At 30.6% G+C, this 13,261-nt stretch carries 12 protein-coding genes; all 12 read left to right on the top strand.

Features of this window, described 5'->3' with window-relative positions:
• Positions 1–47: 47 nt before the first annotated feature.
• The 12 genes from N5B56_RS12265 (at position 48) to N5B56_RS12210 (ending at position 13,181) form a co-directional block, all read left to right on the top strand.
• The gene (locus tag N5B56_RS12265; protein WP_260979086.1) at positions 48–1,058 is read left to right on the top strand and encodes a P-loop NTPase family protein; all 1,011 of its coding nucleotides are present in this window, start codon (positions 48–50) and stop codon (positions 1,056–1,058) included.
• The gene (locus tag N5B56_RS12260) at positions 1,055–2,275 is read left to right on the top strand and encodes a TadA family conjugal transfer-associated ATPase (protein WP_487318533.1); all 1,221 of its coding nucleotides are present in this window, start codon (positions 1,055–1,057) and stop codon (positions 2,273–2,275) included. The genes N5B56_RS12265 and N5B56_RS12260 overlap by 4 nt, the downstream gene beginning before the upstream one ends.
• A gap of 8 nt (positions 2,276–2,283) precedes the next feature.
• Complete coding sequence (locus N5B56_RS12255; protein WP_260979085.1) at positions 2,284–3,021, top strand: type II secretion system F family protein; 738 nt, start codon at positions 2,284–2,286, stop codon at positions 3,019–3,021.
• A 119-nt stretch (positions 3,022–3,140) separates the two neighbouring features.
• On the top strand, positions 3,141–4,595 hold the full coding sequence (locus tag N5B56_RS12250) for a hypothetical protein (protein ID WP_260979084.1): 1,455 nt from the start codon (positions 3,141–3,143) through the stop codon (positions 4,593–4,595).
• A 42-nt stretch (positions 4,596–4,637) separates the two neighbouring features.
• Positions 4,638–4,829, top strand: a complete 192-nt coding sequence (locus tag N5B56_RS12245; protein WP_022089174.1) for a Flp1 family type IVb pilin — start codon at positions 4,638–4,640, stop codon at positions 4,827–4,829.
• Complete coding sequence (locus N5B56_RS12240) at positions 4,829–6,748, top strand: DUF5702 domain-containing protein (protein ID WP_260979083.1); 1,920 nt, start codon at positions 4,829–4,831, stop codon at positions 6,746–6,748. Before N5B56_RS12245 ends, N5B56_RS12240 begins: the two co-directional genes overlap by 1 nt.
• Before the next feature lie 451 nt (positions 6,749–7,199).
• Entirely contained in the window at positions 7,200–8,024 is an 825-nt protein-coding gene (locus N5B56_RS12235) for a hypothetical protein (protein WP_260979082.1), read from the top strand.
• A 113-nt stretch (positions 8,025–8,137) separates the two neighbouring features.
• Positions 8,138–8,509 (top strand): hypothetical protein, encoded by a 372-nt coding sequence (locus N5B56_RS12230; RefSeq protein ID WP_158574539.1) that lies wholly within the window; start codon positions 8,138–8,140, stop codon positions 8,507–8,509.
• Between the two features lie 9 nt (positions 8,510–8,518).
• Complete coding sequence (locus N5B56_RS12225; RefSeq protein ID WP_147365051.1) at positions 8,519–9,013, top strand: TadE family protein; 495 nt, start codon at positions 8,519–8,521, stop codon at positions 9,011–9,013.
• Between the two features lie 31 nt (positions 9,014–9,044).
• Positions 9,045–10,397, top strand: a complete 1,353-nt coding sequence (locus N5B56_RS12220) for a DUF6382 and FHA domain-containing protein (RefSeq protein WP_117910641.1) — start codon at positions 9,045–9,047, stop codon at positions 10,395–10,397.
• Positions 10,398–10,456: 59 nt separating this feature from the next.
• Positions 10,457–11,182 carry an NAD-dependent protein deacylase gene (locus N5B56_RS12215; protein ID WP_022089180.1) on the top strand — a complete coding sequence of 242 codons (726 nt, stop codon included), beginning with the start codon at positions 10,457–10,459 and terminating at the stop codon, positions 11,180–11,182.
• A gap of 289 nt (positions 11,183–11,471) precedes the next feature.
• Positions 11,472–13,181 carry a LysM peptidoglycan-binding domain-containing protein gene (locus N5B56_RS12210; protein ID WP_260979081.1) on the top strand — a complete coding sequence of 570 codons (1,710 nt, stop codon included), beginning with the start codon at positions 11,472–11,474 and terminating at the stop codon, positions 13,179–13,181.
• Positions 13,182–13,261 lie beyond the last annotated feature (80 nt).

Below are 13,261 nucleotides of genomic sequence, written 5' to 3'. Positions count from 1 at the left end.
TGAGTACACTAAAAACAACAAAAAGTATATAGAAAGGAACAAAATAAATGAAAACAGGTATGCTGGGAATTTACGATGTTGATAGCAACTATGCGAATTCGCTTATGGAGTACATAAGTGACAAAAGAGGAATACCGTTTCGCACGGTTGCATTTACAGAATTAAAGGCACTTAAGGAATTTGCAGAAAAAAGAGAGATAGATATTTTGTTGATATCTGCAACTGCAATGACGCATGATATTGCTGAATATAATATTGGAAAGATAATTTTGCTGACGGATGGTAACGTATTTGCCGAATATATAAGTTATGCATCGATTTATAAATATCAATCTTCAGAAAATATTATAAGAGAAGTAATAAATTATTATGTCGATATAAGCACTGCGGAAGGCGTCGGGTCAGTTTTGGTTGATGATGTTGAAGTAATTGGAGTGTATTCGCCAATTGGCAGAAGTGGAAAGACCACATTTGCAATTACTTTAGGACAGGTTTTAGCGAAAGAGAAAGAAACCCTGTATATAAATATGGAAGAGTTTTCGGCTTTATCAAAGATTTTTAATAAAGAGTACAGCGGAGATTTGTCTGATTTAATGTATTTTTACAAGCAGAATCCGGAGTCGTTACCATTAAAACTTAAAGCGATAGTTAACAGCATAAATGAAATGGATTATATACCGCCTTCGATGTTTTCTAATGACTTGAGAAGTTTAGACAGTAGCGTTTGGCTGGGAATGATACAGGCAATTATTAATTCAGGAATGTACAAGACGATAATTTTAGATTTAAGCAATATGGTTAAAGACATTTATGAAGTGTTGGAGTTTTGCAACGTAATTTATATGCCAATGAATGATGACCGAATGTCGCTTATGAAAATATCTGAATTTGAAGAATTTATATTTAAAACAGAGCAGGAAGAGTTGTTAGATAAGATTGTTAAGGTAAAATTGCCTATTTGTAATGAAAACCAATGGGATGAAGATTATTTTGATAAGCAGATTTGGGGTAGTTTAGGTGATTTTATAAGAAAACTGTTAAAAGAGGAAGTGGCTTGAAAACAAAAGTTGATTTAGAAGAATTGCGTGAAAAAATAATTGAAGAGATAGACATGACAAGAAATCCTAATGATGAAGAACTTCATGAAATAATTGATTATGTTATTGCAGGAGTTGCCAAGTGCAGACTTATGCCACTTTATGACAGATGGGAGATACATAGACAATTGTATGATTCAATCAGAGGACTTGGAATTTTAGAGGAACTTTTGGCAGATGATAATATTTCTGAAATTATGATTAATGGAGTGGACAATATTTATGCAGAAAAATTTGGCCGAATTGTAAAAATAGATGGGAAATTTCCTTCGGTAGAAAGGTTAGAGGACGTAATTCAGCAGATTGTTTCAGCAACAAATAGAAGGGTAAATCAGACTGATCCTATAGTGGATACAAGATTGCCTGACGGCTCAAGAGTAAACGTGGTTTTGCCCCCTGTTGCGATTGATGGAGCCGCAGTAACAATTAGAAAATTTCCGGCTGACCAGATAACAATGGAAGATTTGATTAAATGGGGTTCTATCACAAAAGAGGCAGCCGATTTTCTTAAAAAACTTGTAGAGGGTGGATACAACATTTTTATAAGTGGAGGAACAGGTTCAGGCAAGACTACATTTTTAAATGCATTGTCCAATTATATTCCGCAGGATGAGAGAATTATTACGATAGAGGATTCGGCAGAATTACAATTGCTCAATACTGATAATTTGGTACGAATGGAAACAAGGCAGGCGAATACTGAGGGTGAAAATGAAATAACAATCAGAGATTTAATAAAGACAGCTTTGAGAATGAGACCGGACAGAATAATCGTGGGAGAAGTAAGAGGCGCAGAAGCGGTGGATATGCTTCAGGCCATGAATACAGGGCATGACGGTTCAATGTGTACAGGTCATGCAAATTCTGCACAAGATATGATGTACAGACTTGAAAACATGGTTTTGACAGGAATTGATATACCACTTGAAGCAATAAAATCACAGATTGGAGCAGCAATAGATATAGTGGTTCATTTGGGAAGATTAAGGGATAAGACACGAAAAGTTATGACAATACACGAGATGGTGAAAGATGAAAATGAAAAAATAAAACTTCAACCATTATATGTATATAAGGAAACAGGTGAAAGAAATGGTATTGTGCAGGGTAGTTTGGAAAAAACAGAAAAGAAACTAAAAAATAATGAAAAATTAGCAACACATGGAATAGAAATATAGGTGTATAAATGGATTACGAAAAGTATGTGTTTAACAGGAAAGAGTTATTTAATTATCTAATAATGGCGATAGTATGTGTGCTTATGATTGCCAAATTATTTTATGGCAAATATTTATATGCAGTGCTTTTATCACCTTTAATAATAGTTATTTTAAGAATTAAAAAATTGCAATTAAAAAGAAAGCGTAAAGAAGAATTAGAGGCACAGTTTAAAGATATGCTAATGGGAATGGCTGATGCGATGAGTGCAGGCGCATCTTCAGTAACAGCATTAAAAGAAAGTTATAAAGAGATGTTGGGAATGCATGGTTATAACAGTTATATTTGCCAGGAATTAAGGATTATATTATCAGGAATTAAATTAAATGTTCCGTTAGAAAAATTGTTAAAAAATTTTGCAGAGAGGGCAAATATAGAAGATTTAAATTTGTTTGTAGCCGTATTTGAAATAGCGCAAAAAAAAGGTGGAAATATGATTCATGTTGTAAAAAACGTAGCTGATAATATACGACAGAAATCAGAAGTAAAAGAGGAAATAAGAGTAGCTATAAACGGAAAAAAATATGAACAAAAAATAATGAGTACAGTTCCCGTTATTTTAATTGGATATATGCTGATTTCTTCACCGGGGTTTTTAAATGTTATGTATGAAACATGGATGGGAAAAGGCATTATGACAATCGGGTTAATAGCGTATGTACTGGCAATCGTATGGGCACAAAGAATTATGGATGTTGAAATTTAATTATTTTATTGAAGATTATTGAGGTTGAGATTTAATGATTTTGGAAAGATGGATTATGGTAATGAAATATAGATTGTTAGATATCAGGGAAAATGATAGCGAATGAAATTGGAGAATAGATGGCAGGTATAGTGTTATGTAGTAGTGGTTTAGTAATTTTACTTATACTTTTATTAGTGACAGGAAGATACAAAATAAAGTATAGAAAAAGACTAAAAAATAAGTTGGATAAGGACGAGCATCCTTTGTTAAAACTTTATGGATTATGTTTTGGGATAAATGATAAATTTGTTGTGAAAAAATGCAAAAACCTATATAAAAAAAGTGATTCAAAATTAAAGAAACTATATGTCAGGGAAGACATAGATGAATACCGATATTTGTATATGAGTAAAAAGATAGCGAATAGTATCGCTGTATTAGTAATAGTTTTAATTGTTGGATTGGGTATAGGTGTTAATGAATATGGAGAAACAAAAAATAAATTATCAGAAATACAAAGAAATAATCCGGGTGAGGGAGAAAAAGAGTATTCACTCATTGCAAAAGGTAAAGATAACAGTGAAGAAATAACTGTTAACGCTGCAGAAAAAAGTCTGACTATTGATGAATGTTATGAACAACTTGATAAAAAAAAGCCGGAAATATTAAAAAAAGTTCTAGGTGAGAACAAAAATGTTAATAACATTTCGAAAAAACTGAATTTAATAACAACTGATGATGATAAGGAAATTGATATAAGATGGGAAATTGATAAAAAAGATGTTATTGATTCATCAGGAAAAATTATTAAGGAAATAAATGATAAGGGCGATGATGTAAAACTTACAGGTTATTTGTCTTTAGAGGATGTAACGATAATATATGAAATTCCTTTGCATATCACCGGGAATGATGAAATTGATTCAGTACAGGATAAGGTTCAGGAAATAGCAGATGAAAATCTGTATGAAAAAACTATAAAACTACCCCGAAAAATAAATGGTAAAAGTATTGAATTTTATAGTGATGTAGACACCGTTGCAGATAAATTTATAATTATAGGGCTGATTTTTGCTATTGCAATATTCTTTTTTGAAGACAAAAATCTGGACAAAAATTTAAAGAAAAGAGAAAGTCAGATGGTAAGGGATTATCCTGAAATTATTAGTAAGCTGCTTTTATATAATGGTGCCGGCATGTCGATACGAAATGGTTTGGAAAGAATTGTTGCAGAGTATAAAAGAAATTTGAATTTAGGCTATAGATATGCATATGAAGAACTGGATTATACATTAAATGCAATGAATAGTGGTATTAATGAACAGCAGGCTATTAGTGAATATGGAAAAAGAAGCGGAATTCATTGCTATATAAAACTGGCAAATATTTTACAACAGAACATTAAACGTGGAACAAGAGAAATGGCAGTAGCTTTGCAGGAGGAAATGGATAATGCGTTAATTGAAAGAAAAAATAAGGCATTAAAAGAAGGAGAGGAAGTCGGAACGAAACTGTTAGGACCAATGATAATAATGTTGATTGTAGCAATGGGCATTGTCGTGGCTCCGGCACTTATGTCAATAAAAATATAAAACAGGATAGCAACATAAATAATGTAGAAATGGGAGAAATATATGAGAGGTTTAATAGATAAATTAAAGAAAAATTTAGTAGATTTTGGACAAGATGAGTCAGGTATGGGTGTAATTGAAGTTATTTTAATAATATTGGTTTTAGTTGGACTTGCACTAATTTTTAAGAAACAGATAGGAGATATTGCAGATGGAATATTTACTTCAATAAAAACTCAAGTAGGCAAGTTTTAATGAGATTAAAAGCAAGCGTAACTATATTTTTAAGCCTGGTTATAACTGTGGTTATAGTTGTTGTATGTACTGTAATTGAGTCAGCAAGAATAAGTGTTTCGCAAATGGAAGGAAAAGCTGCAACATATATGGCAGTTGAATCCGTTTTTGCAGGATATGGAAAACAGTTATATCAGGATTATGGAATATTACTTGCATGGGAACAGGAGCCGTTAGGTAATCAGGTTACAAGATATATGCAGGATAATATAAATATGGCAGATTTAGATTTTAAAAATTATGATTTTTCAAATATGGAGATAGAAAGTGTAAATATTTTAAAACAAAAATACGCCACAGATAAAGAAGGAGACTTATTTGTAAAACAAGTAGTTGATTATGCAAAATATATTGTGGGAATTGATGCTGTTAATAAATTAATTTCCGATTCCGAAGAAGAAAATAATAATAAGGAAACATGTAATGAAATAAAAGAAAATAGTAATGTTACAAATATAGCCAATGATGTTTCAGAAGAAATGATAGGAATCGTAGAAAAAATAAACACTCAGATTGACGAATTGAAAAAAACAGAAAAGTTAAAGGGAAAAATGTCAGCGGTGTTTCAGAAATTTGATGATTTAAAAGCAAATATAACAGCAAATATAACAGGTCAAAACCAGAACCAAAATATTCACAATAAAAAGGTTAAGAAGTTTTGGAATAAATATAAGAAACTAAAAAGCGTGTTGAAAATAGAGGACACTTTAATATCAAAAACTCTAACAGATATGGATACATATGTTGAAAAGAAAAATGCTATAGAAAAAGAAATGAATGGCGATTTTTCAGGATATGAGGATTATATAGAATCAGATAGAGAAAGTTTGAAAGTAATTAAAGAATCAATAGAAGAAATATTGACAGCTTCAAATGTGGATGCAGATATTAATCAAAGCAATATTAGTGAAATAGAAAAAATGCTAGATAAGGTTAAAAGCATTGAAAAAAGTTTGTGGAATCTAAAAAAAGGAAATTCTAATGATGATGCGAAAGAAGAAAAAAACTTATATGAAAGAGCAAAAAGTTTAATAAGCGATGGTGTATTAGGAATTGTTTTAGAGGATGTAAACAATATATCTACAATGCAGATAAGAAATCTAAATCTGCCAACAACATTAGAAACAGATGGTAATAAGAAAGCAGATTTAATAAAGGATATTACAAACAAAGGAATCTTTGTGAAGTATATAGAATTGTACTTTAACAATTATGCAAAAATTTCTGAATATGGAAATGATGATACAGCCTTAAAGTACGAAATGGAGTACATTTTAAATGGAAATTTAAATGATAAAGACAATCTTACAGAGACTATTAAAAAATTAGTTGAAGTTAGAAATTTATCAAATGGAGCGTATTTAATAACGGATGGCGAAAAGATGAAGGAAATAACAACTTTGGCTGAAACAGTAGCCACGGCTATTGGAATGCCATTTTTAACGCCGGTTGCTCAGGCAGTAATAATAGAGGCGTGGGCACTGACAGAAGCGGTTATTGATGTAAGGCAGTTATTAAATGGAGAAAAAGTACCGATAGTGAAAAACAGTGAAAACTGGAATAGCAGCATAAAAAATATCGGGACATTTGAAGACGGACGTAAAAACAATACAGGGTTAACTTATACACAGTATTTGCAGACAATGATTATGACACAGAAAACAAAAAATACTGTTTTTAGAACTATGGATTTAGTGCAGGTAAATATGCAAAAAAGATATAATAAGGATTTTTTAATTTCAGAGTGTTTTGGAATGTGTGAAGTTGAAGCAAATCTTAGAATAGAACAGGTATTTACGTCGTTACCAATAGTGTCATATTTAATAGGTAACAATAACGAAAGTTATGTTTATAAAACCAAGATGGAATATGAGTACTGATTTAAAAATGGCGTTGAATATAGAACATTACATTAAAAATAACGTTGAATATAGAACGCAATATTAAAAACAACGTCGGACATAAAACGTAACATTAAAAACAACGTCGAACATAGAACGTAATATTAAAAACAACGTCGAACATAGAAAACAATATTAAGAATTATAAATTTAAACAGATAGTTGAGAGTTTTGTAAAAATCTGATTAGCAGAATAAATGTGAGGTAAATAATAATGCCCTTTTTCATAAGAACAATAAAGCCAAATAAAACAATAATAAAAAATAAAAATAATAACAAATGTGCATCTCTCCAAGTGCAAAAGCGTAAATTTTATAACTTGTCTGGAAAAAGGGTATTTTTATTTGCCTTACATAATGTAAATAACTCATGTAATATAAAAAGTTCAAATAATTTAAAGGGCTCATTAACGATTGAGGCGGCGCTTGCCATGTCAGTATTTTTATATGCATCTTTTGCAATGATTCATTTTATTTTGATGTTTAACTGGCAGGTTTCTATGCAGATGAATATAAATAATATTGCAAAGGATACAGCAAAGAAAATGTATTATTTGGAAATTGCGAATAATATTACAAATAATGACAAAAACGGGGAAGAAACACGGAAAAGCATTAACAGTAAATTTAAAGAATATGAAAATAAAAATGCTGATGCAGACAATGACGAAATAGGACAGGACAATAATAAATTTTGTCAGGAAAATGTAATAGGTGTAGCTTATTTATATGGAAAACTGGTTAAAGAAATAGGCGTGAAAAATAGTGCTCAAAAGCTGGTTGATTTGAGTAAAAGTAAAGTGGATATGAATGATGGTCTGGTAGACATAATAGCTATTTCAAGGTATAAATATCCCTATTTTTCTAAAGACAATCAGATTCAAATTGTTCAAAGAGCAAGAATGAAGGCATGGACAGGACGTGACTTAACACAACAGTTGAACCTTGTTTATATGACGGATGGAGGAAAAGTTTATCACACAAATATTGACTGTACATATTTAAATTTAAACATAGAAAAAACTTCTTATTTGGAAATGACACAAAGAAGAACCGGTAGCGGGAGCAAATATAAAGCATGCAGTATTTGTGTGAATAAAAAAATAGCTGATAGCCAAGTGGTTTTTATAACGAAGGAAGGAAAGAAATATCACACGGACATAAATTGCAGAGGACTTACAAGAAGGGTAATTACATTAGATATTTCTCAGGTAGAAACGAAAAATGCATGTAGTAAGTGTGGAGCAACAGAATAGGATGTTAAACATAGTGTAAGTTGTTCGTATGTAAATTTTAATTCAGTGTGAAACAATAGAGTAAGATGTTAAATTGGATAATTAGTGGAGTGTATTTATGTGGATGCACGATAATGGATATTAAAAAGAAAGAATTAAATTTAATATATTGCACAATATTTTTTATAGTTGGTATTGCGTATGCTTTGCTTTACTTAAATGGAAATATGGAGGGGCTGATATTTGCATTAATGCCGGGAATAGTTCTTCTGATTTTAAGTATGCTTTTCTCGTCGCAAATAGGAATTGGGGATGGAATTATGATAATAACATTAGGATTATTTATGAATGTAGTGTATTTACTTTCAGCATTGGTATGGGCTTTTATTTTTGTTTCATTAATAGCAATATTTAAAGTTTTGTCTAATAAGAAAACAACAATTCCGTTAGCTCCATTTTTACTAATAGGACAAATATGTGTGATAGTAAATAATTTAAGAGGGTGAGAATGTAAGATGAAATATAAAAAGAGGGTGGAGGATAGGGTGGAAGTTTATGGAAAAATTATAAACTTAAAGCAAAAATTTATAGACTTAAAACAAAAACCTAAGTTAAAAGGTGAAATGACAATAGAAGCAAGCCTTGTAATGCCAATGGTGTTTTTAATGCTGGCGTTTACTTTATTTATGGCATTTTATCTTCATGACATAGTTGTTACAAAGGTATATGTTTATGGTAAATGCATAGAAATGTATGATAAAAATGAGAAAACAGAAATGGAAAGGTTAGCCACAAAAGCTATAGATTCGATACCGGTATTTGTAGCGGATAATAAGATAAAAAAGGTAAATAAAAGTGCGGTTACGATAGAAAGTAAATATAATTTTCAAATGAGATGGATAAAAAATATTATGGATAATGATGAAGATATAGAAATTAAAATAGAGAAAAATATGGATGAGCAAAAGATGTATATTTGCAAGGCAGTTATTGATTCTAAAGCAAATTGATAAAGGCAGGTAAAGAAAGTTGAGGGTGTGAATGGAAATATCTTATAAGAAAGACGGAATAAATAATTATATGATTATAAGAAATCAGAAGGACGTGGAAAATGACTACAAACTTCAGATGTTGATTAATAATAAAATAGAAGGAATTTTAAGTATAAATATAAAGAAGATTAATAATGAAAACCAATTCTATTATGATATAACGTCAAAAAATTCCATGAGAAGTTTATTTGTAAAAAATAAAGTAGGAGCCAAAGATATTGAACAGTTTATAAACAGTATGGCGATAGTAGCAAAATCTATGAAGGAATATTTGCTTGATATTAACAATATAGTTTTTGATATGGACATGATTTACTGGGATTCAAAAAAGAAAGTATATAATTTTTGCTATTATCCATTTACTGAGCAGGGAATGAAAGAAGGTCTGAACGGACTTTTTTTAGAATTGTTAGAACTTTTAAATCATAATGATAGGGAAGCGGTTGTAATAGGTTATGGACTGCAACAGAAAATAATATCAGAGAATTTTACAATTACAGAGCTAAAAGAATATGTAGCTGAAAATATAAAAATGCCAGGAAATAATATTAATAAGTATTCATATGAAAAGGCTAAAAAATCCAATTATTATAATGAAAAGCAAAATGATGACTTGGAAGATTTGGATAATATTATAGAAGAAGATGCAGACGAATATTTTGATAGTACAGATTTTGAAAATGACAATATAAATAAAAGATTCAGCAATAAAAACGAAAAGGAAAGAAAACAAAAAGAGAAAAGGGCAAATAAGAAAAAAGAAAAAGAGAAAAATAGAAAAAAGAATAAAGAAATAAAGGAAAATATAAAGGATAGTGCAAAAAATAAGAATGGAAAAACAAACACAAAGAGTAAGAAATGGTGGCAATTCTGGAAGAGAAGTAAACCAAAGAAAAGAGAAGAACTTTTAGAAAATAATTTTATAAAATTAGAGGAGACGGATGGATTTGATGATATTGAAAAATTTGTAGCAAGTGAAATGCCTGTTAAAGAAATGGATTCTATTGATGAAGAGGCTACGGTTCTTCTTACATCAAATGTTCATAGTACAGGTATTTTACTAAGGAGTACTGACATAGAAAATCCTGTAACAATAATTCCAAATGGATTTCCATGCATTATAGGTAAAAGTGGGAAAAGTTCAGACTATAAATTAGAAGAGCAGTTTATAAGCAGAGTTCATGCAAGAATATATGAAGAAATGGATGGATATTATATAGAAGACTTAAACTCATCTAATGGAACTTTTGTTAATGGCGAAAAATTAAAGCCACATACGCAGGTAATGTTTCAGTTAGGGGATATAATAATGTTAGCTGATATGGAATTTGTTGTGGAATAATAAAAGAAAAATGGTATAATGGTCTATATTATATGTTAAAAAGTCAGGAGAACCATAAGATGGAGGATAAGGTTGTACAACTAAAACAAATAATTGAAGAAAGTGATAATATTGTTTTCTTTGGAGGTGCAGGAGTTTCAACAGAAAGCGGTATTCCGGATTTTAGAAGTGTTGATGGACTTTATAACCAGAAATACAAATTCCCACCGGAAGAAATTATTAGTCATTCTTTCTATATGAAGAATAAAGAAGAGTTTTACAGATTTTATAAAGATCGTATGTTATATGAAGGTGCGCAGCCTAATGTCACACATAAGGCTCTTGCTAAATTAGAACAGATGGGTAAATTAAAAGCAATTGTAACTCAGAATATTGATGGATTGCATCAGATGGCAGGAAGCAAAGTTGTATATGAACTTCATGGCTCTGTAATGAGAAACTACTGCGAAAAGTGTGGAAAGTTTTATGACTTTGAATATGTAAAAAATTCAGAAGGTGTTCCACATTGCGAATGTGGTGGAGATATAAAGCCTGACGTAGTCTTATATGAAGAAGGACTTGACGAAGAAATCGTTGAGAAGGCTATTAAAGCAATAGAGGAAGCAGACGTTCTTATAATAGGAGGAACTTCCCTTATAGTATATCCTGCAGCAGGGCTTATTGATTATTACAAAGGGGACAAGCTTGTATTAATTAATAAGACAATGACAATAAGAGATTCAAGAGCGGATTTAGTTATTAATGACAGCTTAGGTAAAGTATTTAGCGAAATTATGGATATGTAGAACAAATAATTTAAGTCGGGTATATTTGTATAGAAATTAAAAGAAATAACATTTAAGTCTCAAATAGTCGGGAATACATTAAACCATACATAATTAATATAAACATAAGAAGAAAATGCGGTTGACAGTGATAAGCTTTTTATAAATAAAGGCCCAATCACAGTTAACCGCATTTTTTCGATGAATGTCGCAAAAGAATTTTTACATATATTTTTACAAAACCTAATTTGACAAATTGTGCTTTTTTCATGTGCTATATTCTACAAGAAATAAATGTAGAGGAGGGCTCATGATAGAGATGGTTTATAATGGAAAAGAATCCAAAGGACAAAGTGAAGTAAGGTTGCCAAAAAACATTCGCCAAATTGGTGACAACAATTCTAAAAAGAAAATATATGTAGAAGATTATGTAATGAGCAACTTAAAAAAGGAACCGGAAAATGAAGATAACATAAGATATGGTGTTCTTCTTGGTGAAACAAAAAAGGTAAAAGGTTATTCATACATATTTGTAAAAGGAATGGCAGAAGTAAACGACGTAATCGAAAACAGCATAATATTTAACGATGAAATTTGGACGAACCTATATAAAGATATAAAAAGATACTTTGATGAATTCGATATTGTGGGCTGGTTCATATCTGTTCCGTACAGAGTAAAAGATGATATGTCAGGAATAAAGAAAATACATCTTGATAACTTCGCCGGAAATGATAAAGTCTGCTTTTTAAGTGATAGAACGGAAAATGAAGATGGATTTTTTGTGTATGAAAATGGAAATTTGAACAGACAAAGCGGCTATTACATATATTATGAAAAAAATGAGAAAATGAAAAAATATGTGAGGGAGAGGGAACAAAATAAAAATAGTATCAATGAAAATCTTAAGGAAAATATAAAAAATAATAAAAAAACAGATGGTAAAATAATAAAGGAAAATGATGAACAATTAATAAAAGAAGAGGCAAATAAATATAATGGAGAAAATGAAAATCATAGCGTTGTAATGAATAAAGCTTCGTCTAAAAGTAAAAACCAAAAATCAGAAAACGATGAGGAGGCAAACACAAAGAGCGGGCAGACGATAGAAATGCCTGACATTTTAGGAAAAAAGAAAAAGGACATATATGCTAATAAGCAGGTTGATAACAAAACGGAAACACCTGAAAAATTAAATGTAAAAAATAAGCAGAAACGCATTGCAGAAAAAAACAGCAGAATTTCGGATTCGTTTCAGCTTAGAAAAGCTATAAGTGAAAGAAAAAAAGAAATTGAAAACCAACATAAAAATGGAAGTGAAAATTCAGGCAAAGTCAGCAAAGTAGCGGTTGGAATCAGTGGTTTGCTAATAATTGCTCTTTTACTGTCAACAATTGTTATGCTAAATAATTATGGTGAATTAAAAAATATAAAAACATCATTGGAAAATATAAATGACAACAAAAATTCTCAGGCAGTAAATCAGATAATAGATTCACTATCAACATCAGAAAGCACGGAGAATAACAACGAAACAAAATCTGATAGTAAGAAAGAAAAGAATGACAAAAAGAATACACAGCAAAAGCAATCTGAAAATGGGCAGAACGATGATTCTTCACAGACCAATTCAGATGATGGACAAAATTCATCACAACCTAAGACAGATGATATGAAGAATGACAATTTATCGCAGACGCAGCAATCTGAATCACAGGATAATAGCGGATTAACGCAGCAGAATAATTCATCAAACACACAATCCGATATACAGGATAATGCCAAATCACAACCAAATAATGATGGAACAGGAACGGAAACTGAACCACAAAACAAATCAACAAATGTACAGGCAGGCATATATGGAGGAGCAATTCATACAGTAACTCCCGGACAAACCTTATATGATATCAGTATGACATATTATGGAAATAGTGATATGGTTGACAGAATAAAGGCTTTTAACGGAATAGGAGACGATTACAAAATAATAGAAGGTCAGCAGATAAAATTGCCATAAAAAAATATATATTGTATAATCTGAATAAAATGTACATTGTGCATTGAAGTATAAAAGAATATAATTGAGGAAAACTGAAA

It is taken from the genome of Eubacterium album (genome assembly GCF_025336545.1).
GTDB classification, from domain to species: domain Bacteria; phylum Bacillota; class Clostridia; order Lachnospirales; family Lachnospiraceae; genus Eubacterium_U; species Eubacterium_U album.
Note: the sequence above shows the minus strand (reverse complement) of the source record. Positions and strands in the feature narration are given on the sequence as shown.

Coding starts and splice junctions, on each gene's coding strand:
- N5B56_RS12265 (WP_260979086.1), top strand. CDS start 48: ATGAAAACAGGTATGCTGGGAATTTACGATGTTGATAGCAACTATGCG.
- N5B56_RS12255 (WP_260979085.1), top strand. CDS start 2,284: ATGGATTACGAAAAGTATGTGTTTAACAGGAAAGAGTTATTTAATTAT.
- N5B56_RS12250 (WP_260979084.1), top strand. CDS start 3,141: ATGGCAGGTATAGTGTTATGTAGTAGTGGTTTAGTAATTTTACTTATA.
- N5B56_RS12245 (WP_022089174.1), top strand. CDS start 4,638: ATGAGAGGTTTAATAGATAAATTAAAGAAAAATTTAGTAGATTTTGGA.
- N5B56_RS12240 (WP_260979083.1), top strand. CDS start 4,829: ATGAGATTAAAAGCAAGCGTAACTATATTTTTAAGCCTGGTTATAACT.
- N5B56_RS12235 (WP_260979082.1), top strand. CDS start 7,200: ATGTCAGTATTTTTATATGCATCTTTTGCAATGATTCATTTTATTTTG.
- N5B56_RS12230 (WP_158574539.1), top strand. CDS start 8,138: ATGGATATTAAAAAGAAAGAATTAAATTTAATATATTGCACAATATTT.
- N5B56_RS12225 (WP_147365051.1), top strand. CDS start 8,519: ATGAAATATAAAAAGAGGGTGGAGGATAGGGTGGAAGTTTATGGAAAA.
- N5B56_RS12220 (WP_117910641.1), top strand. CDS start 9,045: ATGGAAATATCTTATAAGAAAGACGGAATAAATAATTATATGATTATA.
- N5B56_RS12215 (WP_022089180.1), top strand. CDS start 10,457: ATGGAGGATAAGGTTGTACAACTAAAACAAATAATTGAAGAAAGTGAT.
- N5B56_RS12210 (WP_260979081.1), top strand. CDS start 11,472: ATGATAGAGATGGTTTATAATGGAAAAGAATCCAAAGGACAAAGTGAA.